This window comes from Acidovorax sp. LjRoot117 (assembly GCF_964252695.1).
GTDB lineage: Bacteria > Pseudomonadota > Gammaproteobacteria > Burkholderiales > Burkholderiaceae_C > Acidovorax.
Window position 1 is genome coordinate 25,957 of record NZ_CAXUPO020000004.1, and the last position, 23,654, is coordinate 49,610.

Genomic DNA, 23,654 nt, shown 5'->3' on the forward strand with positions numbered 1-23,654 from the left:
TGAATGAAACCCAGCTCTGGCAGCTGGGTTTTTTTGTTTGTTCGTTCGTTTGATTGTTTTGCAGTCGTTTGGAGAAGCTCATGTTCCGCGATCCCGTCCAGTCCCTAGAAGCCCCGTCGTTCCAGCCCACAGCGGCGGCCCTGCGCCCCCTGCGCGTGGGCATGATCGGCATTGGCACCGTGGGCGCGGGCACCTTCCGCGTGCTGGCGCGCAACCAGGCGCTGATCGCGGGCCGCGCGGGCCGGGGCATCGAGGTGGTGGTGGTCGCAGCGCGCAACCTGGCCCGCGCCGAGAGCGTGGTGGGCAAGGACGTAGCCCTGACCAACGACCCCCTGCAGGTCGCCACGCACCCCGACGTGGATGTGCTGGTGGAGGCCGCCGGCGGCACCGGCCCCGCGCGTGAATGGGTGCTGGCCGCCATCCACGCAGGCAAGCACGTGGTCACGGCCAACAAGGCGCTGCTGGCCGAGCATGGCAACGAGATCTTTGCCGCCGCGCGCCAGCACGGCGTGGCCGTGGCGTACGAAGGTGCGGTGGCCGTGAGCATCCCCATCGTAAAGGCGCTGCGCGAGGGCCTCACGGCCAACCGCATCGAATGGGTGGCCGGCATCATCAACGGCACCACCAACTTCATCCTGAGCAAGATGCGCGACGAAGGCGTGGGCTTTGCCCAGGCGCTGGCCCAGGCGCAGGCGCTGGGCTATGCCGAGGCCGACCCGACCTTCGACATCGAAGGCATCGACGCCGCGCACAAGATCACGCTGCTGGCGGCCAACGCGTTCGGCATGCCGCTGCGCTTTGCCGACGCGCAGGTGGAGGGCATCACCGCACTGCAGGGCCTGGACGTGGCCTGCGCTGAGCAGCTGGGTTTTCGCATCAAGCTGCTGGGCGTCGCCCGCCGCCGCGAGCACGGCGATGGTGCCGACGGCGTGGAACTGCGCGTGCAGCCCGCGCTGGTACCCGCCACGCACCTGCTGGCGCATGTGAACGGCTCGATGAACGGCATCATGGTCAAGGGCGACGCCTCGGGCGTGACGATGTACTACGGCGCGGGCGCAGGGTCCGAGCAGACCGCCTCGGCCGTGATCGCCGACCTGGTGGACGTGGCGCGGCTTCACGGCACCCACGCGGCGCAGCGCGTGCCGCACCTGGGCTTTCATGCCCCGGCCATCCACGACCACCTGGCCGTGCTGCCCCGCGCCGCCGTGCACACCCGCCACTACTTGCGCGTGCCCGTGCACCAGGCCCAGCAGATCGAGGCCGTGGGCGCGTGGCTGGCGGCCCAGCACGTGCCCGTGGCGCAGGTGCAGTTGGCATGCGCGCAGCACCTGCCCGCCGGCGGTACGCCCCAGGTGCTGGTGCTGACCGACGCGGTGGCGCAGGCCACGGTGGACCTGGCCGTGCACGCACTGGGCGCGCACCCGGCAGTGGCCGGGCCGGTGGTGTCGCTGCGGGTGGAGATGCTGGAGGGGTGATGCCGAGGGGTGATGCCGAGGGGTTGCCGCGGGTGGTGCCGAGCTGCACGTCGCGCCCTGCCATCACCACCCCGCACCCACCCCCACCCCCCACCGTTCACGCTGAGCCTGTCGTGGCGCCGCGCAAGGCTTCGACAAGCTCAGCCCGAACGGTATGGGTGGGTTCGACGGTGCTTGAAGACCCCAGCAGGCCCCATCGCTTGCCTATCAAGCGCCAAATGCTATGAATGTCATAGCAAACAGTGGCTAGATGCCCGTCCCTCGCTCCACCAGCGCCGCCATGGCCAGCGCTTGCGGCGTGCCTTCCGCCGTCAGCCCCTGAACGACGCCCGCGCGGTCCGTGTCCGTGCGGTTCTGGCTCACCTTCCAGACGCCTTCCCACCGCTCCACCGCCAGCTCCACGCCCACGATGGCGCCCAGCAGCTTGTGCAGGTAGTCGGCAGGCGCATCGTCCACGTGCCAGGGGTGCGGGCGGTGCGATTCATGCGCCTCGGTCAGGGTGTGCAGGATGGCGCGCAGGCGCTCGGGGCCGCCGTCCACCGCCCTGAGCGTGCCGTGAGCATGCACCGTGGCGTAGTTCCAGGTGGGAACCTGCTTGCCGTCGATGGCCTTGGACGGATACCACGACGGCGACACATACGCCTGCGGGCCGTGGAACACGGCCACCGCCTGCTGCGGCAGCAGCGGCCACACGCCGTTGCCACGGCCCACGTGGCCCACCAGCGTGCCGTGCGGGCTACGCGTGGGGTCGAGGTACAGCGGCACGTGGTTGACGTGCAGGGAGCCCTCGTGCGACACGACCAGGGTGGCCAGAGGTTGCGCGCGCACTAGCGCGTGCAGAACGGCCGGGTCGGTCACCTGGAACTGGCGGTTGGCAATGGTCATGTCAGGCTCCTTACCCTTCAACTTCCAGCACGGGCGCGCAGTCGATCTGCGTCTTGACCGAGTTGGCCAAAAAGCATGCCGCATGCGCCTGGTGGTGCAGGTCGGCCAGGACCTCGGCGGTCGGTGCGTGCGCGGCATCAAAGCGCGTGACGGGCCGCAGCTGCACGTGCGCGACGACCAGGCGGCCCTGCGCGTCCTTGGCCATGGTGCCCACGGCGGCATCGGTGTAGCTGTCCACGCGCCAGCCGGCGCGGCAGGCGAAGTCCAGGAACCACAGCATGTGGCAGCTCGACAGTGCGGCCACGTAGGCTTCTTCCGGGTCCACGGCCGCGGCGTCGGAGTAGGGCAGTGGCACCACATGCGGCGACGACGACCCGGCCACTACCGCCCCGCCGTCGAACTGCCAGCTGTGCGCGCGGTGGTAGCGCTTGTCCAGAAAGTCGTCGCTGCCACGGGACCAGGCGATGGTGGCGGTGTGCTCGGCCATAGGATCTTTCTTGTGGGTCCGGGGCCTCGCAGGCAGCCCGGATGGTTTCTAAAATGGTTCTTCAGTTTATGGCTGCATTGCCACAACCAAGGGGCCAATTCATGCCGGTTGCCAGAGCCAATCCCAAGACTTCCATCGCCGCTGCAGAAGCCGCATCCAGCCCACGCCCGGGCCTGCTGCGCCAGCAGGTGTATGAGCAGTTGCGCAGCGCCATCGAGCAAGGGCGGCTGCCCGCAGGCACGCGCCTGCCACCGTCGCGCGAGCATGCGGCCGGCCTGGGCGTGTCGCGCAACACCGTGCTGTGGGCCGTGCAGCGCCTGCAGGCCGAAGGGTATGTGGAGGCCCGTGTGGGCGACGGCACCTATGTGTCGCAGGCCGCGGGTACGGCGCCCACGCAAGGCCTGGTGGCGCCGCCGCGCGGGCTGTCGAAGCGCGGGCAGCTCATCGCAGAGACGGCGGCGCGCTGGCGGCCGCCGCATGTGGCGGCGCGGGCGTTCCGCATCGGCGCACCCGAGGTGGACACCTTTCCGTTCGCGCTGTGGGACCGCCTGGCCCGCCAGGCCAGCCCCGGCCAGCGCAGCGCCCGCGCGCAGTACCTGGACCCTGCGGGCGACCCCCAACTGCGCCAGGCCATTGCGCTGTGGCTGTGGGCGTCGCGCGGCATCCGCTGCGATGCGGCGCAGGTGGTGGTGTGCTCGGGCTCGCAGCAGGGCATCGATCTGATCGCCCGGCTGCTGCTGGACGCGGGCGACGAGGTGCTGGTGGAAGACCCCGGCTACCCCGGCATCCGCGCCAGCCTGCTGGGCCACGGCGTGCTGGCGCGGCCCGTGGCGCTGGATGCGCAGGGCCTGCGCATCGCCGAGGGCGCCGCGCAGTGGCCCGGTGCGCGCATGGCCGTGGTCACGCCCACGCACCAGTTCCCCACCGGCGTGTGCATGCACCTGGCGCGGCGCCAGGCCCTGCTGCAGTGGGCCCGCACGCACGACGCCTGGGTGGTGGAGGACGACTACGACGGCGAATTCCAGTACGGCAAGCACGATGGCAAGGCCCAGCGCGTGCCCGCCCTGTGCAGCCTGCCGGGCTCGGAGCGGGTGTTGTACGTGGGCACGTTCTCCAAGACCCTGCACCCCGGGCTGCGCCTGGGCTTCGTGGTCGTGCCGCCCGCGCTGGTGGAAGCCTTTGCCATGGCCCGCGCCATCACCGACCGGCACGCGCCGGGCGACGCCCAGGCGGTGCTGGCGCGCTTCATCGCCGAAGGCCACCTGCTGCGCCACCTGCGCCAGATGCGCGAGCTGTACCAGCATCGCCAGCAGGTGCTGATCGACGCGCTGGCCGATGCCAGCGGCGGCGCACTGCAACTGGCGCCCAGCGACCGGGGCATGCACCTGCTGCTGGAAAGCGCGCCCGGCAGCAACGACGAAGCCTTGAGCCGCAGCGCCCTCACCGCCGGGGTGATGCTGGCGCCCCTGTCGCGCTACGCGATGGAGTCGACCCGGCGCGGCTGGCTGTTCGGCTATGCGGGCTACAGCGAGGCCGAGATCGTGGCCGCGGCGCGGGTGGTGGCAGCTTTGTCCTTGCCACACGTGCGCGCGCCGCATACAAACGTGGCGTCCACCCCGCCACGCCACCGCAGAAAGACGGCATGACCACTTTGAAGAAAATCGCGTTCACCTCGTGCATGTCGACCGAGGTTTTTTCCGCACGCCAGCCCGTCTGGGAAGACATAGGCTGGCACAAGCCCGACGTGCTGGTGTTGCTGGGCGACTCGATCTACATCGATTGCCCCTGGCCCAAAGGACCCGACGGCATGGTCACCGAACCCGCATTGCTGAACCCGGGCGATTTTGCGGCGCATGTGCACCGCCTGTACCGCAAGCAACTGGCAGTGCCCGAGTTTCGGACACTGCTGCAGCAAGACGGACTGGCCACTTACGCGATCTGGGATGACCACGACTTCCTGTGGAACGACGCGCGTCAACAGCAGGCCTTGAGCCACCTGGAACACGCGGTCTACTCCAGCAATCTTTTTCAGTGCTGGCGCGACGCATTGGCGGGTGTTGCGCCGTTCCCAGTCACCGCGATGGACCCGCGGGTGCTCAAGAACATCGGCGTGCCGCGAGGGGAAGTGCGCTTCAACGACGCCATGCCTGGCTACCGCTGCCAGGTGCTGTTTGCCGGGTCGGTGGTGCTGCACCTGACGGACGGGCGCTCGTGGCGCGACGGGCCGACGCTGTTGGGCACCCAGCAAAAAGCCATGATGCAGGCGCGCATGGCCGACTATCCGAACGCGCTGCATCTGGTGGCCAGCGGTTCGACCATCAACGGCTGGGAGATCAACGGCTGGAAGCACTATCCCGAAGACCTGAGGTGGCTGTTGGCGTTGGCCGAAACGTATGACGTGCGCGTGCTCAGCGGCGACATCCACGAGATTGATCGCAAGACCACATGGACGGAAAAGGGTGGGCGCCAGCTGCACGAGTACATCGCCTCCGGGGCGGCAGTGGATTTCGCTCCACCGTTGCTCGCCGGGTTTTTCCCCGCCAACATTCCTGTGACAGCCCAGCGCCAGTTCGGGCTGATCACCCTTGAGGATGGTCTGCCTCCCAACGTGCAGTTCTTCAAGGACGGACGGCGACAGGGCGACATCAGCGACCCGGTACCGGGCGCCTGACACCCACGGGCGGTTGCCAGGCCCAGCCATCGCAGTACCGCAGTTAACCCGCTACCGCGCTGCAGTGCCCGCGCCTGCGTCCACCGCCGCCCCGCGCCACCACTGCTTCGACAGCGCAGGCTGCCGAATATCCAGCCGCTCCCCCATCACGGGCGCCACCAGCGGCACGCCTGCCTTGCCGGCCAGCGCGGTGATGCGGTCGAACGGGTCGGTCCACGCGTGCAGCGCCAGGTCGAACGTGCCGTTGTGGATGGGCATCAGGTGGCGGCCCTTCACGTCCAGGTGGGCCTGCAGGCTTTCCTCGGGCTGCATGTGCACGTCGGGCCACTGCGCGTCGTAGGCGCCGGTTTCGATCATGGTCAGGTCGAACGGGCCGAAGCGCTCGCCGATGGCCTTGAAGCCGTCGAAGTAGCCCGTGTCGCCGCTGAAGAAGATACGCGTCGCACCGGTGCCTTCGCCAGCCTCCATCACCCACGACGCCCACAGCGTGCGGTTGCCGTCCGACAGCGTGCGGCCTGAGAAGTGCTGCGCGGGCGTGGCCACCAGCTTCACGCCGGCGATGGTGGTGCCTTGCCACCAGTCGAACTGCTGCACCTTGGCCGCCGGCACGCCCCAGGCGATGAGGCGGTCGCCCACGCCCAGTGGCGTGACGAAATGCGCGACCTTGGGCGCAAGCTGCTGGATGGCCGCGTGGTCCAGGTGGTCGTAGTGGTCGTGCGAGAGCACCACACCGGTGATGGGGGGCAGCTCGTCGATGGCGATGGGCGGGGCATGAAAGCGCTTGGGGCCCATGAAGGAAAACGGCGAGGCGCGCTCCGAGAACACCGGGTCGGTCAGCCAGAACTGGCCTTGCAGCTTGAGCAGCATGGTCGAGTGGCCCAGGCGCCACAGGCTCAGGTCCGGCGCGGCCAGCAGGTCGGCCTGCGTGAGCGGCAGCACCTGGGGCGGCTTTGCGGGCACGGCATCGGCGGGCTTGTCGGTCATGAAGCGCCACATGATGCCCATCGTCTTGGCAAACCCCGGCGCCTGGCGCGGCGCCGCGTTGCGGAACTTGCCGTCGACTTGCTGGGGCGACTGTTCATACGATGTTGCCGGCAGGGAGGTGCAGGAAAGGATGCTGTAGGCCATGGCGGTGACGACGGTAAGGATGAGAAAGATGCGGGGAATTCGTGGGATGCGGCGAAGCATAAGTGCTTTTTCCGAAAAGTGCACTGCACAGTGTAGTTCACTTTTCTAAAAAGTAAACTCCCCGGTGTAAAATGGGGCCATGACCGAGCCTGCCACCGTGATTGCCCCCACCCGCCTGACCGACCGCAAGCGCGAGGCCATCGTGCAGGCCGCCATCGGCGAGTTCCGCGAACATGGCTTCAACGGCACCAGCATGGACCGCGTGGCCGCGGCGGCCGAGGTGTCCAAGCGCACGGTGTACAACCACTTTCCCAGCAAGGACGAGCTGTTCGGCGCCATCCTGGACCACCTGTGGGACCGCAGCCATTCGCTGCCCGACGTGGCCTACGACGCACACCAGCCGCTGCGCGCGCAGTTGCTGGCGGTGCTGGACCAGAAGATGGAGCTGCTGAACGACGCGAGCTTCATCGACCTGTCGCGCGTGGCAATGGCCGAGATGATGCACACCCCCGAGCGCGCCCGGGCCATGGTGGCGCGCCTGTCCGAAAAGGAGGAGGGCCTGCCCCGCTGGATCCGCGCAGCCCAGCAGGACGGCGCACTGCGCGCGGGCGTGGACCCGCAGTACGCCGCCCACCAGCTGCACGGCATGGTCAAGTCCTTCGCCTTCTGGCCCCAGCTGGCCATGGGCGGCGCGCCGCTCACCGCGCCCGAGCAGCAGCAGGTACTGGGCGATGCGGTGGACATGTTCCTGGGCTTTTATGCAGTGCCGCGCCAGGGCACGGCCGCCGCGTGACAGAGCGCACGTGATCGCGCCTTGGTCCCGCTGTGACCACGCCTGGCAGATACCGCCAGACGGTACGCTCGCCGCTCCACCGGTCTCTTCACTCCATTCACCCACAGCGCCGCCATGCCCCTCGCCCCCTACCTCGATACCTTCCCCACCGTCGATACCGGCGTCTTCGTGCACGACTCCGCCCAGGTCATCGGCGATGTCACCCTGGGCCGCGACAGCTCGGTGTGGTGCAACGCGGTGCTGCGCGGCGACGTGAACCGCATCGTGGTGGGCGAATGCAGCAATGTGCAGGACCTGACCATGGGCCATGTGTCGCACCGCAATCCAGCCAAGCCCGAGGGCTCACCGCTCGTCATCGGCAACTACGTGACCATCGGCCATTCGGTCATCCTGCACGGCTGCCGCATCGGCGACGAGTGCCTGATCGGCATGGGCTCGATCGTCATGGACGACGCGGTGATCGAAGACCGCGTGATGTTGGGTGCTGGCAGCCTGGTCTCGCCCGGCAAGGTGCTGGAAAGCGGCTATCTCTACATCGGCCGGCCCGCGGTGCGCCAGCGTGCGCTGACCGAGGTTGAGATCGCGTACCTCAAATACTCGGCCGAGCACTATGTGCGGGTGAAGAACAACTACCTTGCGGGCGGCACCGCGATGGGGACCTAGCCACCGGACGGACAGGGTCCCGCCGCCCAGGCGCCCCCGCGGGTCCACACGCATCACGATGCCCGCACCAGCCAGCGTTGCCGCTGGCCAGCCCGTTCCGCGATCGCATCGCGATGTGTGCACCCAGCCAATGTCTTTCGCCTGCGCCGATAATCGGCATCCGCCCCATGGCGGCCCCCACCATGCCTGCCGCCGCCCTCTCCCCCACCAGCACGCGCGTGCTCGCCGTCATCCCGCCGATGACGCAGCTGAACACGCCCTATCCGTCCACCGCGTACCTCACGGGCTTTCTGCGCTCGCGCGGCATCACCGCGTTCCAGGAAGACCTGGCGCTGGCCCTGGTGCTGCGGCTTCTGTCGCCCGACGGCCTGAAGGACGTGGCGGCGCGCGTGGCGGCCCTACCTGCCAAGCAGCGCAGCCCGGCCGTGCAGTCGTTTGCCGCGCAGCAGGACCGCTACCTGGCCACCATCGGCCCGGCCATTGCCTTTTTGCAAGGCCGCGACAGCACGCTGGCGCACCGCATCGCCGGGCGGCACTACCTGCCCGAGGGGCCGCGCTTTGCGACGCTGGACGTGTACGTGGACGACGAAGGCGGCGACCCGCTGGGCTGGGCGTTCGGTGCGCTGGGACTGCACGACAAGGCCAAGCACCTGGCCACGCTGTACCTGAACGACCTGGCCGATGTGCTGCGCGACGCGGTGGACGAGCGCTTCGAGTTCGTGCGCTACGCCGAGTCGCTCGCGGGCAGCCAGCCCACGTTCGACCCGCTGGCCACGGCGCTGGCCGCACCGCCCACGCTGGTGGATGACCTGCTGGTGCAGCTTACGCACGAGGCCATCGAGCGCCACCAGCCCACGGTGGTGCTGCTGTCGGTACCGTTTCCAGGGTCCGTGTACGCGGCGTTTCGCATCGCGCAGGCCGTCAAGGCCCGCTGGCCGCACATCGCCACGGTGCTGGGCGGCGGCTTCGTGAACACCGAGCTGCGCGAGCTGGCCGACCCGCGCGTGTTCGACCATATCGACTTCGTGACGCTGGACGCGGGCGAGCGCCCGCTGCTGGCGCTGCTGGAGCACCTGCAGGGCCAGCGCGGCCGCCAGCGCCTGGTGCGCACCTTCGTGCGCAACGACGGCGAGGGCGGCGATGGCGCGGTGCAGTACATCAACATGATGGAAGCCGACGTGGCCTTCGCCGAAGTGGGCACGCCCACCTGGGACGGCCTGCCGCTGGACCGTTATCTGTCGCTGCTGGACATGCTCAACCCCATGCACCGGCTGTGGAGCGACGGGCGCTGGAACAAGCTCACCGTGGCGCACGGCTGCTACTGGAAGAAGTGCAGCTTCTGCGACGTGAGCCTGGACTACATCAGCCGCTACGAGGGCGCGAGCGCCGAGGTGCTGGCCGACCGCATCGAGGCCATCGTCCGCGAGACGGGGCAGACGGGCTTTCACTTCGTGGACGAGGCCGCGCCGCCCAAGGCCCTGAAGGCCCTGTCGACCGAGCTGATCGCGCGCAACGCCGGCATCAGCTGGTGGGGCAATGTGCGGTTCGAAAAAACCTTCACGCCCGACCTGGCCGAGCTCATGGCCGACAGCGGCTGCATCGCCATATCGGGCGGCCTGGAAGTCGCATCCGACCGGCTGCTGCAGCTGATGAAAAAAGGCGTGTCGGTGGACCAGGTGGCGCGCGTGACCAAGGCCTTCACCGACGCAGGCATCCTGGTGCATGCGTACCTGATGTACGGCTTTCCGACGCAGACCGTGCAGGACACGGTGGACGCGCTCGAATACGTGCGCCAGCTGTTCGCCAACGGCTGCATCCAGAGCGGGTTCTTCCACCGCTTTGCGTGCACGGTGCACTCACCCGTCGGCAAGAACCCCGAAGAGTACGGCGTGACGCTGGCACCTTTGCCGCCGGGCGACTTTGCGAAGAACGACGTGGCCTTCATCGACCCCACGGGCGTGGACCACGATGCGCTGGGCGCGGGCCTCAAGAAGGCGATCTACAACTACATGCACGGCATCGGGGTGGAAGAGGACGTGCGCATGTGGTTCCCGTTCAAGGTGCCCAAGACGACGGTAAAGCGGGATCGGATCGAGCGGGCGCTGCGGGAGCGGGGCTAAATCAGGTTCAGGGGCTTGCGGTGTGGGTCCGCCAACAACCGCAGCTCTGACAGATGCAGGGCTTCGTTCAGCCGGCCGCTACTGTTGAGCGCGTCCCGCACGGCCTGCCAGCCAGCATCGGTCTCTGCGATGGCGGCTTGCCTGCCGTCCGCCAGCGTGCCCAGCAGAACCCAGGTTTCACCGATCAAGGCGTCGTGCGAGAGCAGATCGAGCCGAAGCAGTTGGGGCATGAGCTCAGACGACAGAGGTAGCATTGTTGGGCTGGCAACAACACCTGCGCGCGTGCGGCGCCGCGCCATGGCGTCGAGAAAATAACGGTTTATCCGGTCAACCCAGCCCATAGCCCCACGCCCATTCCATTCGGGTTCGAGAATCAAAGGTCGTCGCGTCCACTGCTTCAAAAATCTACCAAGCAGCTTGGTTTCTTTGCCCGTGGAATCCGGATGGCAGGGCAAGGCGTTCAAAGCCGTCAGGTGCACACCGACTAGAAAAATGATCACACGATACGCTTTGCCACTGGCCGTTTTGACACTGCTGGTTGCCGTTTTCTACAACAGCATTTTCAGCGGTATCAACTCGATAGACATCGGCTCTTTCCAAACGGAAAGTCCGGCCACGTGCCAGCCGTCGGACATTAATCTTGACCCTGCGCGCATCGAGAATTTCTTCCGCCGTGCGGCAGTCGTCAGCAGCCGCGCCATCCACGACGAGCATGACCTCGCACCTTGCTACGTTCAAGGCACGCTGGTTCAGTCGCTGCAGCAGTGCCGCTGGACGATCAGACCGGGGGGAATCGGCACACTGACGTGCGGTACGGATTTCAAGTTCCTGGTGTGCACGCAGTGCAACAGCGACAAGCAGCAGGAATAACCCAAGCGCTACCCCCAGCGCTACAGCCACCATCCAAGCCACCACTCGGCAGGTTGCACCCCTGCACCCAAGGCAGTGCATTGGTCAATTAACGATAAAAAACCGGCCCTACCGCTCGTCTGTACTGCGCTAGCAGCTATTGAATTTGCAGCACCTCAGCGTCAGGCTCTCACTTCTGCTTCTGGTATGCGTTGTGCGCAGGCACCCCGCGGTCCGTGTCCTGCAGCCCGCGTTTGACATCCTTGTACGCCTGCTCGATCTCCGGATGGCGTTCGCCGTCGGTCATGTCGGTGGACTGGTCGCGTTCGTGGGGCAGGCGGGCTTCGGGGCCGCCCAGGTCTTCGGGGCCGCTGCCGGGCTGCTCTGTCGGGTTGGTGGTGTTCGTGCGGCGCTCGGTGCGGGCCGGCACGGGGGCGGATGGGGTGACGTCTTTTTCTTGGCTAGGGGATTGGGCCATGGAGCCTCCGGATACTGGTGGGCGTCGCGCTGCGACGGGGCGGCCTGAGAGGCCGATGCACCATGCTATGCAGCGCAATCGCGCGCCCATGTAGGCGGGTGCGCCCACCCGGCGCGGGGCGGTGACCGATCTGCGGCCCGCGCGGCATGCGACACTACTGTATGTCTCAACAGGTGTGGGCCGCGCAGGCCCTTGAAACGTTCGATGCGGTGGTGCAGGCCACCCCGGGTTTTCGCAGCCGCCACGGCCAGCGGCGCATGGCCGAGCAGGTGGCGCACACATTCAGCTCCGCCACGCTGGGCAAGGTGGACAGCGAAGACGGCGACGCCGCCGCGCCCACGCGCGCCATCGCGGTGATCCAGGCCGGCACGGGCGTGGGCAAGTCGCTGGCCTACTGCGCCCCCGCCATTGCACTGGCGCTGTCGCGCGGCACGCGGGTGCTGATCTCCACCGCCACCGTGGCGCTGCAGGAGCAGTTGGTCAACAAGGACCTGCCCGCGCTGGCCGCGCTCATGCCCCAGCCCTTCAAGTTCGCGCTGGCCAAGGGGCGCGGGCGCTATGTGTGCAAGCTCAAGCTCGACCGCCTGGCGGGCACAGGCGAGGCCGAGGACGAATCCGACGACGACGATCTGTTTGCCGAAGAAGAAGCCGCCGCCCGCGCCAAGCGCCCGCGGCAGGAGACCGAGGCGCGCATCCAGTTCTACGGTGCCATGGCGCAGACCCTGGCCAAGGGCGCGTGGGACGGCGACCGCGACAGCCTGGAGACCCCGCCCGAGCCCGAGGTGTGGAGCCCCGTGGCGGCCGAGGGCGCATCGTGCACCGGCAAGCACTGCCCCGCCTTCAGCCAGTGCACCTACTACGACAAGCGCAAGGAGCTGGTGGGCGCGCAAGTCATCGTGGCCAACCACGACCTGCTGCTGTCGTCGCTGGGCGCGCGCGTGCTGCCCGAGCTGGACAACTGCCTGCTGGTGCTGGACGAAGCCCACCACCTGCCCGCCACAGCGCTGCAGCAGTTCGCGTGCAGCATGGACATGTCGCGCCTGACCTGGATCGACCGCCTCTCCAGCCGGGGCCTGCGCATCGGTGCGCTGCTGGAGGTCGAAGAGATTGCCGACATCCCGCGCCACGCGGCGCAGCTGCGCCAGACGCTGCAGGACCTGGCGCGCATCGTGATGGACGTGTACGGCGCGGCGCTCAAGAGCCAGAAGGACACCTGGGGCCCGGCGCGCGTGCGGGTGCCGCGCGGCGAGCTGCCCGAGCCGCTCATCGCACCGCTGGGCCTGCTGGCCGCCAGCGCCGACGGGTTTCTCGAGGCCCTGCGCGCCATCAGCAAGGCCCTGCGGGCCGAAATGCGCGACAAGCCGGAAGAGGCCAAGCGCCTGTCCACGCTGTACGCGCAGATCGGCATGCTCGCGCCGCGGCTGGAAGAGCTGCACGCCACCGCGCAGCTGCTGCTGCAGGATGCTCCGCCGGGCGCCGACCGCAGCTTCGTGCCGGCCGCCAAGTGGTTCACGCTGGAGGTCGACGGCGACTTCATCGTGGTCAAGGGGCACGCCAGCCCCATCCTGCCGGGCACCACGCTGCGCAACCACCTGTGGAACGCGGTGCGCGGCGCGGTGCTCACGTCGGCCACGCTCAACAGCTGCGGCAATTTCGACTTCTTCCTGCGCGAAGCGGGCCTGCACGGCGACGAGACCACGACCACGCTGGAGGTGCCGAGCCCCTTCAACTACGCCGCGCAGGGCACGCTGATCGCGGCCGAGACGCGCGCCGACCCCAAGAACGCCGCGCAGTTCACGGCCGAGATGGTCGATGCGCTGCTGCACGACATCGCCCGCGTGGAATACGGCGCGCTGGTGCTGTTCACCTCGCGCGAACAGATGCGCCAGGCCGTGGATGCGCTGCCCACCGCCATGCGCAGCGTGGTGCTGGTGCAGAACGCGCTGCCGCGCACGCAGCTGCTCAAGCGCCACCGCGAGCGGGTGGAGAACGGCGAGCCCTCGGTCATCTTCGGCATGCAGTCCTTCGGTGAAGGGCTGGATTTGCCCGGGCGGCTGTGCGAGTCGGTGTTCATCACCAAGCTGCCGTTCGCCCCGCCCGACGACCCCGTGGGCGAAGCCCGCGCCGAATGGCTGCGCGCCGTGGGGCGCGACCCGTTCAGCGAACTGGTGGTGCCCGCCACCGCCATCCGCCTGGCGCAATGGGTGGGACGCGCCATCCGCACCGAAGACGACCAGGCCCACGTGTACTGCTACGACAAGCGCCTGATGCGTACGAGCTACGGCCAGCGCCTGCTCAAGGGCCTGCCGCCCTTTGCACTGCAGCAGCGTGCACCGCTGTAGCGCCAACGGCCCCGACGACCATCCACCGATTCCCTGACCTGATACCCCGATGCCCCACACCACCCCCGCCTGCCCCCAATGTGGCCAGGAGAACACCTACCCCGACGCCAGCCTGTACGTGTGCCCCGACTGCGGGCTGGAGTGGCCCCAGGCCGCTGCAGCCACCGACGAAGAGGCTGCGGACGCAGGCGACGCCACCGTGCGCGATGCCAACGGCAACCCCCTGGCCGACGGTGATGCGGTGATCCTGGTGAAGGACCTCAAGGTGAAGGGCTCGTCATCGACGCTCAAGAAGGGCACCAAGATCAAGAGCATCCGCCTGGTGGACGGTGCCGACGGCCACAACGTGGACTGCAAGACGGACCTGGGCAGCATGCTGCTGAAGTCCGAGTTTCTGAAGAAGGCGTGAGCCCCAGTGCAACGCAGCACCGCGGCAGTGAAGGTGGTGGAGGGCGACCTGCTGGACCAGCACGCCGACGTGATCGTCAATGCCTGGAACCGCAACATCATCCCGTGGTGGTTGCTGCTGCCGCAGGGCGTCTCGGGCGCGATCAAGCGGCGGGCCGGGTACCAGCCGTTTCGCGAGCTGGCCCGCCATGGCCCCATACCGCTGGGCGGTGCCGTGCTGACGGGGGCAGGCCGGCTGCCCCACCAGGGCATCATCCACGTGGCGGGTATCAGCCTGTGGTGGGTGTCGTCGCAGCGCTCCATCCAGCAGTCGGTGCTGTCGGCCATGGCGTTGGTTCAGCAGCATGGCTTCGGGTCGGTGGCGTTTCCGATCATCGGCGGCGGGACCGGCGGCACCCGCGCAGACCAGGCGCTGCAGTGGATGCTGCAGAGTCTTGAGAGCGTGGATTACGCGGCTGCAGTGACCATCGTGAAGTACACCGCGCGGCGCTGACGCGGGGCTGCGGCGCATGTCAGACAAGCGCCCACGCACAGGCGGGCAGGCAGACGACGCCGGGCACACGCCAACGGGCCGACAGTCGCTTCATACCTCATCGCACTGGAGCCCTTTCATGCCTAGCAACAGCACACCCGCCCACGACACCCTGTGGAAACTCATCAAGGACATCCGCTTCGGGATGCTCACCCACCGCACCGCGTCGGGCATGCTGCACGCACACCCGCTCACCACGCAAAACCGCAGCATCGATGAGCACAACGAGCTGTACTTCTTCATCTCCAAGTCCGGCGAGCTGTACGAGCGCCTGCTGACCGATGGCGAAGTCAACGTGTCCTATGCCGACCCCGGCGACGACAGCTATGTCTCCCTGTCGGGCCAGGCCCGCTTCATCGACGACCTGGCGCAAAAGGAAGCGCTGTGGTCGCCCATGGCCAAGGCCTGGTTTCCGGGCGGCTACAACGATGCCGACCTGGCCCTGCTGGCCGTGCGCATCCGCCACGCCGAGTACTGGGACGTCAAGGAAAGCAAGATGGTCCAGCTGTTCAAGATGGCCAAGGCGGCCGTCACCGGCGAGCCCCCGCGCGAGCTGGGCGAGCACAAGGAACTGACCCTGTCCTGATCCGCAGGCGCTGCCGCACCGCCGGCGCGCCACCCCTGCACACCCACATCCAGCACCGACACCCAGGAGGCTTTATGAGCAGCAAGGAAAACCGCCGTGACGATGGCGACATGAGTACCGACGCCGATCGCACCACCCAGGACAACGAAGGCTCCGGCAAGGTCGCCCAGGCCCACAACAGCACCGGCGACAAACCCGCTACGCAGCTGAACCAGGGCCGCCGCTCCCCCGAGAGCCGCCACGACCGCGACGCCCACATCGGCAGCGGCAACCAGGTGCAGTCGCGCCGGGGTGCCGCAGGCAGCACCGGTGGCGGCGGCAGCCGCGGCGCGGGCTGAGGCGGCGCAGCGCAGCGCTCCACATCCGGGTTTCCATGGCCCGCTACGAAAAGAGCCTCCGGGCTCTTTTTTATTTGGGGACGAGCTCTTGAAAAGATGTCGAAGCCATCCAAATGACATCCATAAACCATCCAATAAACATCCATTTGGATGGTAACTCAACGACCGAGAGTACCATGGCATCCACCCCACCTGCACCCGTGGCCGTGCGCGGCAAAGTCCCCGATTCGGAAAAAATCACCATCAACCTGGGGTTCGTGGACCTGGGCCACATCGACCTGCTGGTGTCCGAAGGCTTTTATGCCAACCGCACGGACTTCATCCGCACGGCCATCCGCAACCAGCTGACCGCCCAGGGCGACGCCGTGCGGCAGGTGGTGGCCCGCAAGATGCTTGTGCTCGGTCTGCAGCGATTCGGCCGCGCCGAGCTGGAAGCCGTGCAGGCGGCAGGGCAGGTGCTGGAGATCCGCGTGCTGGGCCTTGTCAGCATCGATAACGACGTACCCGCCCCGCTGGCGGAGGCCACCATCGCCTCCGTCACGGTGCTGGGTGCCTTTCATGCCAGCACCGCCGTCAAGGCGGCGCTGGCCGGGCGCATCCACTGACGGCAGCGCCGCCCACCCCACAACCCCAAGGAACCCCGATGGACTGGAACCACAAACTCAAGCAACTGATGGGTGAAGCCACCCAGCTGGTGCGCACCGGCCATCTGGCGGATGCCACCCGGGCCATTCAACAGGCGCTGGGCCAACCAGCGACGGCGCCTGCCGCGGCGCAAGGCACCCCTGGCACACCGAATGCCCCCGCCCCCAGCACCACCGCGGGGCAGCCGCCAGCGCCCGGTGCCAGCTTTCGCACCGCCACGCCGTGGCGCACCGGCGTGGCGCAGGATGTGGAAGACGCCGTGGTCATCGAGCGAGAGACCCGCCCCGGCGAGGGCCGCGCCGCCACCGACCACACAGGCCACCAGAGCGCGAGCACCGGGCAAGCCAGCCCAGCCAGCGCTCCATCCACTGCGCACTTTGCAACGCCCTCGGGCCCCTCAAAGGCTGGACCGGCGCGCAACTCCGCCAGCGCCGAGGCACCGGGCAGCGTCACCCGCGTGGCCTTCAGCCACCCCGGCGCGCCGCACAACCTGCACCACTACCACCTGTACGTGCCGCCCGGCGCGGCCACCGGCACGCCCATGCCCCTGGTGCTGATGCTGCATGGCTGTACACAAAACCCCACGGACTTTGCCACCGGCACCGGCATGAACCACGCTGCCGCACCCGCCAACGCACTGGTGCTGTACCCCGCGCAGCCGAACAGCGCCAACCCCAACGGCTGCTGGAACTGGTTCCGCCCCGAAGACCAGCGCCGCGGCAGCGGCGAGCCCGCACTGCTGGTGGCCATGGTGCGCGACGTGATGGCACGCCACCCGGTGGACGCGGCGCGTGTTTACGTCGCTGGCCTGTCGGCCGGCGGCGCCATGGCCGCCTTGCTGGGCCGCGAGTACCCCGACGTGTTCGCCGCCATGGGCGTGCACTCGGGCCTCTCGGCCGGCGCCGCACACAACGTGATGGGCGCACTGTCGGCCATGAAGACGGGCGCCAAGCCCAACCCCCGCGGCACCGCGGCGGCAGCACCGGGCCAGCCGGTCACACCGGTGATCGTCTTCCATGGCGATGCCGACCCCACGGTCAGTGCGCGCAATGGCGAGCAGGTGGTGCAAGCCGCACTGGGCGCCGTGGCTGGCGGTGCCGCGGCGTTGGACACCAGCGTGCAGCCAGGCCGGTCTGCCAGCGGGCAGGGCTACACGCGCACCGTGCACCGCCGCCGTGCGACGACCAGGGATGGCGCAGGGGGTACCGGCGCAGTGATCGCAGAGCACTGGGTGCTGCACGGCGCGGGCCACGCCTGGGCCGGCGGCAACGCGCAGGGCAGCCACACCGATCCGCGCGGGGTGGATGCCACGGGCGAGATGCTGCGGTTCTTTCTGGAGCAGCGGCTCGCGCCCCAGGGTTGACACCGGGGCACATGCCCCGGGTGCGAGAGCGCGCGCCGCGTCTTGGCGACGGGCTGCAGCTGCCTCAATAGGTCACGGTGATGTTGGCATTCCGGGCGCCGACCCTGACATGCTCGGATTCCAGATCACTCTTGAGAACGTTCTTGGTTCCGCCAGCAAGGACGGTGAATGGATTGCCATAACCGGCTGATCCCTTGATGGCGCTGCTGTAGTTGCCGGAGCCGGCTGGATGCTGGTAGTCCACATGCACGCTGGCCTGGGCGACAGGGGCGGCAATGCGCATGCCGGTGGAATTGCCAAGATCGATCTCCCGAGTGGAGTCTTGGGCGATGTTGACGGTAATAGGCATAGAGGATCTCCTGGAAGTTGAGGAAAGCCCGGCGACGTGCCAGGCCCGGAGAGCCAATGTAGGCAGGCGAGATCGGAATGGCGATGACAAGCGATTACACGGCGCCACGCCGGGCCCAGCACAAAGCCGCACTCCAGACATCCGGGGGTTAGGCACAAAGCACGCATGGGCTGGCGGAACGTGTAGCCAGCACGGGGGCACAATCCTTCCTTTTCGCCTCCACCCCCATGCCCCCCATCGCCGTCATCGACTTTGAAACCACCGGCGTCTCGCCCGGCCAGGGCGCACGCGCGACCGAAGTGGCCATCGTGCTGCTGGAAAAAGGCCAGGTGGTGGACCGCTTTCAGAGCCTGATGAAAACGGGCGCGTGGATTCCGGCATTCATCACGCAACTGACCGGCATCACCAACGCCATGGTGAACGCGGCGCCCGATGCCGCAGGCGTCATGGCCGACGCGGCGCGGTTTGTGGGCGACGCGCCCATGGTGGCGCACAACGCGTCGTTCGACAGCAAGTTCTGGCAGGCAGAATTGGCACTCGCTGGCGTGGCCGCACCGCACCCGTTCGCGTGCACGGTGCTGCTGTCGCGGCGCCTGTATCCCCAGGCGCCCAGCCACAAGCTCGGGACGCTGGTGGACTACCACGGCCTGCCGCGCACCGGCCAGGCCCACCGGGCGCTCGCCGATGCCGAGATGGCCGCCGCGCTGCTGGCGCGCATCCAGTACGACCTGCGCACGCAGTGGCGCGTGGCCGAGCCGGACTACGCGCTGCTGCAGTTGGTGCAGCGCTGCGCCAAACCGGCGGTGGGCGCGCTGCTGGCGCGGCACGCGGCGCCCTGAACACATTTGCTACATATTTGATAGCTGGCAGTGCTTGACCAGAGCGCGGCAGGCGGCATTTTTAGTCATATTCCTGCCGTGCTCCAGGGGCACCCGGGCCGGGCGGCAGGCCAAATCCCGGAAAATCCGCGCTTTTGCTTTGCAACCAGACCACCGCATGACCGACAACACTCCCGCCGCCACGACCGCCACCGACCGCCCCGCACTCCCCGACCACCTGAGCGTGGACCCGCGCAGCCCGCACCACGTGGCTGCGGTGTTCCAGCATGACATCGGCATCCGCTTCAACGGCAAGGACCGCACCGATGTGGAGGAATACTGCGTCAGCGAGGGCTGGGTGAAGGTGCCTGCGGGCAAGACGGTGGACCGCAAGGGCCAACCGTTGATGATCAAGCTCAAGGGCAAGGTCGAGGCTTTCTACAAGTGACATGCTCCCGGGCAACTGCGCCGCGCTGCCCTCTGCCGCGCATTGGCCATGCCTGACGACAACGCCGCCCCCTGGGTGATCCATTGCGACGGCAGCGCCGTGCCTAACCCGGGGCGCATGGGCCTAGGTGCCGTGGTGCGCGCGCCCGATGGCACAGTGGCGCAGCAGCTGTCCGAGGCCACCACCTTCACCGGCTGCAACAACGAAGCCGAGCTGCGGGCGCTGGCCCTGGCGCTGCGCTGGCTGCAGGACCAGGATGGTGCCGCCGGCAGCGCCGTGGTGGTCTACAGCGACAGCAGCGTGCTGGTGGAGCAGCTGGGCGCCGATCGGTCCTCCAACAGCTTGCCCGTGCCGCCTATCGCCAGGCTGGCAGGCTTGTTCGATGAAGTGCGCGCGATGATGCAGGCCTGCGGCGATGTGAGCGTGCAGTGGATTCCACGCCATCGCAACGGTCAGGCCGATGCGCTGGCACGTGGCGCGCTGGGGTTGGCGCCGAAGCCGTCCACGGGGCATCACACCCGGACGAAGAAGAAACGACAGAAGCGGCGGTGAGGAGCCGGGGGCTGGCGCATGCCATCTGCACGCGCCCCTGCCTTGTTCCCTCTCCCGCAAGGGAAGAGAGCGTGAAGACAAGTCCCGCGTGACACGTTCTGTGTGCGAAACCCCAGGCCCCCTCAATCCAGCCCCAGCGCCTCCCGGTACGCCGTGATCCTCGGCAGCAGCACCTGGCGGCGTGCCAGGCTGTCGGGCGGCCAGTGGGTGTCGCGCTCGTAGTACTCAGGCACGGCGGGAGTGCCGGGCGGCAGCACCACCCAGGGCTGTTTGGACTGGGTGTAGATGTGGATGTCGGGCGGCAACAGGTCGGGCGCGTCCAGCGTGCCCACGCGCACAAAGGCCACCAGCGGGCCCGCGCCGGAGTAATGACTCCACACCGCCACGCGGCAGTGCGGGCAGCGCGCGATCTTCTGGCCGAAGCCGCTGTCCGACGGTGTGTCCACCAGATCGACCGCGCCCACCTGCAGCGCCATGCGGTCGGACTCGATCATGGCGTTCAGCGCAAACGACGCACCACTCTCGCGCTGGCACCAGCGGCAGTGGCAGCAGTGCACGAACAGCGGTGCGGTGAGCATGCGGTAGCGGACGTGTCGGCAGGCGCAGCCGCCTTCCAGGGGGAACGACGCGGTGTCGGAGTGTGTCATGGCGCAGCGATGATGGGGTGGCCCGGGATGGCCCCATTCTGGCGAAAACGCGCCACAAAATCACGCGCTACCCGCACCCGCTGCCACGACGGCCGCTGAGCGCCTGCGAGGCGCGTTAGAGCGCGGGTGGATGGGCGCATGCGGCGCGACGCCTGTCAGCCACCCGCGCGCGCCAGCAGCAGGGCCTTCTCCTGCGCGTTGCGCGTGAGGCCCGCTGCACGCTCGAATTCCACACGCGCCTCGGCCACGCGGCCCAGCTTGGCCAGCAGGTCGCCGCGCACGCTGGGCAGCCAGTGGTACTGGGCCAGCACAGGGTTAGCCGCGATGTCGTCCACCAGGCGCAGCGCCGCCGCCGGGCCTTCGGCCATGCCCACGGCCACGGCGCGGTTCAGCGCCACGACGGGCGAGGGCGCCACCTGCACCAGCGCGTCGTACAGCGCCACGATGTGGGCCCAGTCGGTGTCCTCGGCGCGCCGGGCGCGCGCATGGCACGCAGCGATGGCGCCCTGCAGGGCGTAGGGCCCCCAGGCAAGGCCTGCGCGCGCCAGCTGTTCGGCCTTGTCCAGGGCGGCCAGGCCCCGGCGCACCAGCAGCTGGTCCCACCGCGCGCGGTCCTGGTCCATCAGCAGCACGGGTTTGCCTTCGCCATCGGTGCGTGCGGGCAGGCGCGAGGCCTGGATCTCCAGCAGCGCCACCAGGCCCTGCACCTCGGGCTCGTCGGGCACCAGGCTGGCCAGCACGCGCACCAGGCGCTGGGCCTCACCGCACAGCGCGGGGCGCATCCAGTCGTCGCCCGCCGTGGCGGCATAGCCTTCGTTGAAGACCAGGTAGATGACTTCCAGCACCGAGGCCAGGCGCGGCGCGCGCTCGGCCTCGCCGGGTACCTCGAAGGGCACGTGGGCGGCCGACAGGCTGCGCTTGGCCCGCACGATGCGCTGCGCGACCGTGGGCTCGGGCACCAGAAACGCCCGTGCGATCTCGGCCGTGGTCAGGCCCCCCAGCAGCCGCAGCGTGAGCGCCACGCGCGCCTCGGTGGGCAGCACCGGGTGGCAGGCGGTGAAGATGAGGCGCAGCAGGTCGTCGCCGATATCGTCCTGCTGCGCGGCGACCAGCATGTCCACCACGTCGGGTGCGTACTGGGCTTCGAGCGCCTCCAGGTCCTTGCCCAGCGCCTCGTGCTCGCGCGCGTGCAGGGCCTGCTGGCGCAGGTGGTCGATGGCGCGGCGCTTGGCCGTGGTCATGAGCCATGCCGCCGGGTTGGCGGGCAGGCCGGTGGCGGGCCAGTGCTCCAGCGCGGCCACCAGCGCGTCCTGCGCCAGCTCTTCGGCCCGCCCCACGTCGCGCGTCATGCGCGCCACGCTGGCGATGACGCGGGCGGCCTCGATGCGCCAGACGGCATCGATGGTGCGGTGCAGGGCATCGGCATCGGGACTGCGGGGGTCGTGCATCGGTGGCCTCGGTGAACGCTCAGCCCAGCGCCTTGCTGGCATCCACCATGTGCACGAATTCCCAGCTGTGGCCATCGAGGTCGTCAAAACTGCGCGAGTACATGAAGCCCAGGTCCTGCCCCGGGCGGGGCGAGGTGCCGCCGGCCGCCACAGCCTTGGCCACCAGGGCGTCGACCTCTTCGCGGCTATCGCACGAGAAGCACAGCAGCACTTCCGACGTGGTGCGCGCATCGGCGATCGCCTTGCTGGTGAAGGTCTGGTAGAAGTCCTTGACCAGCAGCATCACAAAAAGATTCTCGCCCACCACCAGGCAGGCACCCTGTTCGTTGGTGAAGTCGGGGTTGAACTCATAGCCCAGGGCGCGAAAAAACGCCTGCGAGCGGGCCATGTTCTCGATGGGCAGGTTCACGAAGATTTGTTGGTGCATGAGAGGTTCCTGAAGGGGTGTGAAGGTAAAGGGAAACGAAAGCTTTGGCAAAGGGGTGGCGGGTTTCACGCTGCGGGTTGGCCCAGCGCCACGGCCTGCAGGTTGGCCAGGCCGTCCTCGAAGTCCTGCCCCACCATGCGGTCCATGTTGAAGACCAGGTGCGCGATCTTGGCGAGGTAGGGCACGGGGCCCTGCATGGCCCAGGTGACGCGGGTGGCGCCCGCGCCTTCGGGCTGCAGCGTGAACTCGACCTGGTTGTGGGCTTCGAAGGGCTTGACGAAGTCGAGCTTCATGCCCACGCGGCGGGGCGCCGATGCCTCCACGATCTCCATGCTGCCGGTGCCCACCTTGTCGCCCTGCCAGGCGTAGCGCGCGCCGGGGCCGGCGGTGGTGGCGCTGTACTCACCCTGGATGGCGGGGTCCTTGCGTTCGTATGGATTCCAGGTGTTGAACTGGCGCAGGTCCTGGATGAGTGCGTAGACGCGCTCGGGCGGGGCGGTGATCACACGGCTGCGTTCCACGCGGAAGGTGTCGGGGCGGGTGGCAGCGTAGGCCAGCAGCAGCGCCAGGGCGGCGAGCAGCACGAGGGCGATGGTCTTGATCATGGTGATGGCTCCGGGGCAGGCGGGGCGTGTCAGCCGCGGGCTTCTAGTTCGCGAAAGTGCTCCACGCCCTGCACGGCGGCGAAGTCCTCCATCTCGTACAGGGGGCGCACCTCGATCTCGGCCGCCAGGCCCTCGCCGCGGGGGTTGGGAAAGCGGCGCGTCCATTCCAGCGCCTCGTCGCGGTTGCGCACCTGGATCAGCGTGTACCCGGTGATGAGCTCCTTGGTCTCGGTGAACGGGCCGTCGGTGACGGTCCGTGCACCGGCGGCACCGTAGTGCACGCGCCAGCCCTGCGCGCTGGGTTGGAGGCCGCTGCCGTCCAGCAGCACGCCGGCCTGCGCCAGCTCCTCGTGGTAGCGGGCCATGGCGGCCATCAGGGGTTCAGTGGGCATGTCGCCGCGCTCGGACTCGGCGGTGGCTTTCACGATGATCATGAATCGCATGGGGTTCTCCTGGCAAGGGTTCGGGGTGCGGGCCGCAGCGAATGGCCGGCCTTCATCTGCACGACGAACGAACCTGCGCCAGATCGACACGCTGTCGGCAGATTGCGGGTTTCTACGTAGAAAAAAACTCTGCGCGCCCCTGCGCAAGGGGCTG

The 23,654-nt window shown here is 68.3% G+C and carries 28 protein-coding genes; 17 read left to right on the top strand and 11 right to left on the bottom strand.

Annotated features, from left to right (window positions below; translation table 11 throughout):
* The first annotated feature begins 80 nt into the window (after positions 1–80).
* A complete protein-coding gene (locus ACSQ3D_RS13330) occupies positions 81–1,475 on the top strand; it encodes a homoserine dehydrogenase (protein WP_436127235.1) in 1,395 nt (464 codons plus the stop codon).
* A gap of 246 nt (positions 1,476–1,721) precedes the next feature.
* Here the strand turns inward: ACSQ3D_RS13330 and ACSQ3D_RS13335 are convergent, their stop codons facing one another.
* A complete protein-coding gene (locus ACSQ3D_RS13335; protein ID WP_436127236.1) occupies positions 1,722–2,360 on the bottom strand; it encodes an FMN-binding negative transcriptional regulator in 639 nt (212 codons plus the stop codon).
* 10 nt (positions 2,361–2,370) lie between these two features.
* Complete coding sequence (locus ACSQ3D_RS13340; RefSeq protein WP_056410786.1) at positions 2,371–2,847, bottom strand: OsmC family protein; 477 nt, start codon at positions 2,845–2,847, stop codon at positions 2,371–2,373.
* A gap of 101 nt (positions 2,848–2,948) precedes the next feature.
* Between ACSQ3D_RS13340 and ACSQ3D_RS13345 the strand changes: the two genes are divergently transcribed.
* A complete protein-coding gene (locus tag ACSQ3D_RS13345; RefSeq protein WP_436127237.1) occupies positions 2,949–4,493 on the top strand; it encodes a PLP-dependent aminotransferase family protein in 1,545 nt (514 codons plus the stop codon).
* Positions 4,494–4,654: 161 nt separating this feature from the next.
* Positions 4,655–5,518 carry a hypothetical protein gene (locus ACSQ3D_RS13350; RefSeq protein WP_436127238.1) on the top strand — a complete coding sequence of 288 codons (864 nt, stop codon included), beginning with the start codon at positions 4,655–4,657 and terminating at the stop codon, positions 5,516–5,518.
* A 51-nt stretch (positions 5,519–5,569) separates the two neighbouring features.
* On the opposite strand, the gene ACSQ3D_RS13355 is transcribed toward ACSQ3D_RS13350, so the two are convergent.
* Positions 5,570–6,646 carry an MBL fold metallo-hydrolase gene (locus tag ACSQ3D_RS13355; RefSeq protein ID WP_436127450.1) on the bottom strand — a complete coding sequence of 359 codons (1,077 nt, stop codon included), beginning with the start codon at positions 6,644–6,646 and terminating at the stop codon, positions 5,570–5,572.
* A 139-nt stretch (positions 6,647–6,785) separates the two neighbouring features.
* Here ACSQ3D_RS13355 and ACSQ3D_RS13360 point away from each other — a divergent pair, with 139 nt between their 5' ends.
* The 3 genes from ACSQ3D_RS13360 to ACSQ3D_RS13370 all read left to right on the top strand — a co-directional run bounded on the left by ACSQ3D_RS13360 (position 6,786) and on the right by ACSQ3D_RS13370 (position 10,222).
* On the top strand, positions 6,786–7,439 hold the full coding sequence (locus ACSQ3D_RS13360; protein ID WP_436127239.1) for a TetR/AcrR family transcriptional regulator: 654 nt from the start codon (positions 6,786–6,788) through the stop codon (positions 7,437–7,439).
* Positions 7,440–7,553: 114 nt separating this feature from the next.
* Positions 7,554–8,102, top strand: a complete 549-nt coding sequence (locus ACSQ3D_RS13365) for a gamma carbonic anhydrase family protein (RefSeq protein WP_436127240.1) — start codon at positions 7,554–7,556, stop codon at positions 8,100–8,102.
* 239 nt (positions 8,103–8,341) lie between these two features.
* A complete protein-coding gene (locus tag ACSQ3D_RS13370) occupies positions 8,342–10,222 on the top strand; it encodes a B12-binding domain-containing radical SAM protein (protein ID WP_436127451.1) in 1,881 nt (626 codons plus the stop codon).
* Here the strand turns inward: ACSQ3D_RS13370 and ACSQ3D_RS13375 are convergent.
* On the bottom strand, positions 10,219–10,722 hold the full coding sequence (locus tag ACSQ3D_RS13375; protein WP_436127241.1) for a hypothetical protein: 504 nt from the start codon (positions 10,720–10,722) through the stop codon (positions 10,219–10,221). The two genes, ACSQ3D_RS13370 and ACSQ3D_RS13375, sit on opposite strands and share 4 nt — an antisense overlap.
* Here ACSQ3D_RS13375 and ACSQ3D_RS13380 point away from each other — a divergent pair.
* Positions 10,715–11,092 (top strand): hypothetical protein, encoded by a 378-nt coding sequence (locus ACSQ3D_RS13380; RefSeq protein WP_436127242.1) that lies wholly within the window; start codon positions 10,715–10,717, stop codon positions 11,090–11,092. The genes ACSQ3D_RS13375 and ACSQ3D_RS13380 overlap by 8 nt on opposite strands.
* A gap of 169 nt (positions 11,093–11,261) precedes the next feature.
* On the opposite strand, the gene ACSQ3D_RS13385 is transcribed toward ACSQ3D_RS13380, so the two are convergent.
* Positions 11,262–11,549 (bottom strand): hypothetical protein, encoded by a 288-nt coding sequence (locus ACSQ3D_RS13385; RefSeq protein WP_056171548.1) that lies wholly within the window; start codon positions 11,547–11,549, stop codon positions 11,262–11,264.
* Between the two features lie 161 nt (positions 11,550–11,710).
* Between ACSQ3D_RS13385 and dinG the strand changes: the two genes are divergently transcribed.
* The 7 genes from dinG to ACSQ3D_RS13420 all read left to right on the top strand — a co-directional run bounded on the left by dinG (position 11,711) and on the right by ACSQ3D_RS13420 (position 17,763).
* On the top strand, positions 11,711–13,891 hold the full coding sequence (gene dinG, locus ACSQ3D_RS13390) for an ATP-dependent DNA helicase DinG (protein WP_436127243.1): 2,181 nt from the start codon (positions 11,711–11,713) through the stop codon (positions 13,889–13,891).
* 49 nt (positions 13,892–13,940) lie between these two features.
* Positions 13,941–14,300, top strand: a complete 360-nt coding sequence (locus tag ACSQ3D_RS13395) for a zinc ribbon domain-containing protein YjdM (protein WP_056171551.1) — start codon at positions 13,941–13,943, stop codon at positions 14,298–14,300.
* Between the two features lie 6 nt (positions 14,301–14,306).
* Positions 14,307–14,792 carry a macro domain-containing protein gene (locus tag ACSQ3D_RS13400; RefSeq protein ID WP_200926941.1) on the top strand — a complete coding sequence of 162 codons (486 nt, stop codon included), beginning with the start codon at positions 14,307–14,309 and terminating at the stop codon, positions 14,790–14,792.
* A gap of 118 nt (positions 14,793–14,910) precedes the next feature.
* Positions 14,911–15,417, top strand: coding sequence for a pyridoxamine 5'-phosphate oxidase family protein (locus ACSQ3D_RS13405; protein WP_056410764.1), 507 nt, complete (start codon positions 14,911–14,913; stop codon positions 15,415–15,417).
* A gap of 74 nt (positions 15,418–15,491) precedes the next feature.
* Positions 15,492–15,755, top strand: coding sequence for a hypothetical protein (locus tag ACSQ3D_RS13410; protein WP_370633634.1), 264 nt, complete (start codon positions 15,492–15,494; stop codon positions 15,753–15,755).
* A gap of 176 nt (positions 15,756–15,931) precedes the next feature.
* A complete protein-coding gene (locus ACSQ3D_RS13415; RefSeq protein WP_056171770.1) occupies positions 15,932–16,360 on the top strand; it encodes a hypothetical protein in 429 nt (142 codons plus the stop codon).
* Between the two features lie 38 nt (positions 16,361–16,398).
* Positions 16,399–17,763 (top strand): extracellular catalytic domain type 1 short-chain-length polyhydroxyalkanoate depolymerase, encoded by a 1,365-nt coding sequence (locus ACSQ3D_RS13420; protein ID WP_436127244.1) that lies wholly within the window; start codon positions 16,399–16,401, stop codon positions 17,761–17,763.
* Between the two features lie 64 nt (positions 17,764–17,827).
* On the opposite strand, the gene ACSQ3D_RS13425 is transcribed toward ACSQ3D_RS13420, so the two are convergent.
* A complete protein-coding gene (locus ACSQ3D_RS13425) occupies positions 17,828–18,112 on the bottom strand; it encodes a hypothetical protein (RefSeq protein ID WP_436127245.1) in 285 nt (94 codons plus the stop codon).
* 227 nt (positions 18,113–18,339) lie between these two features.
* Here ACSQ3D_RS13425 and ACSQ3D_RS13430 point away from each other — a divergent pair, with 227 nt between their 5' ends.
* The 3 genes from ACSQ3D_RS13430 to ACSQ3D_RS13440 all read left to right on the top strand — a co-directional run bounded on the left by ACSQ3D_RS13430 (position 18,340) and on the right by ACSQ3D_RS13440 (position 19,930).
* Positions 18,340–18,951 (top strand): 3'-5' exonuclease, encoded by a 612-nt coding sequence (locus ACSQ3D_RS13430; protein ID WP_436127246.1) that lies wholly within the window; start codon positions 18,340–18,342, stop codon positions 18,949–18,951.
* Between the two features lie 157 nt (positions 18,952–19,108).
* Positions 19,109–19,378, top strand: coding sequence for a DUF3297 family protein (locus tag ACSQ3D_RS13435; RefSeq protein WP_436127247.1), 270 nt, complete (start codon positions 19,109–19,111; stop codon positions 19,376–19,378).
* A gap of 48 nt (positions 19,379–19,426) precedes the next feature.
* Positions 19,427–19,930 (top strand): reverse transcriptase-like protein, encoded by a 504-nt coding sequence (locus ACSQ3D_RS13440; protein ID WP_436127248.1) that lies wholly within the window; start codon positions 19,427–19,429, stop codon positions 19,928–19,930.
* Between the two features lie 122 nt (positions 19,931–20,052).
* On the opposite strand, the gene ACSQ3D_RS13445 is transcribed toward ACSQ3D_RS13440, so the two are convergent.
* From ACSQ3D_RS13445 to ACSQ3D_RS13465, 5 genes are all read right to left on the bottom strand, one after another.
* Positions 20,053–20,577: a GFA family protein gene (locus tag ACSQ3D_RS13445; protein WP_436127249.1), complete on the bottom strand. Its 525-nt coding sequence runs from the start codon at positions 20,575–20,577 to the stop codon at positions 20,053–20,055.
* Between the two features lie 155 nt (positions 20,578–20,732).
* The gene (locus ACSQ3D_RS13450; protein WP_436127250.1) at positions 20,733–22,025 is read right to left on the bottom strand and encodes an RNA polymerase sigma factor; all 1,293 of its coding nucleotides are present in this window, start codon (positions 22,023–22,025) and stop codon (positions 20,733–20,735) included.
* 19 nt (positions 22,026–22,044) lie between these two features.
* Positions 22,045–22,452, bottom strand: coding sequence for a VOC family protein (locus tag ACSQ3D_RS13455; RefSeq protein ID WP_056171573.1), 408 nt, complete (start codon positions 22,450–22,452; stop codon positions 22,045–22,047).
* 65 nt (positions 22,453–22,517) lie between these two features.
* Positions 22,518–23,057, bottom strand: coding sequence for an SRPBCC family protein (locus ACSQ3D_RS13460; protein WP_436127251.1), 540 nt, complete (start codon positions 23,055–23,057; stop codon positions 22,518–22,520).
* Positions 23,058–23,086: 29 nt separating this feature from the next.
* Positions 23,087–23,500: a YciI family protein gene (locus ACSQ3D_RS13465; RefSeq protein ID WP_436127252.1), complete on the bottom strand. Its 414-nt coding sequence runs from the start codon at positions 23,498–23,500 to the stop codon at positions 23,087–23,089.
* Between the last annotated feature and the right edge of the window lie 154 nt (positions 23,501–23,654).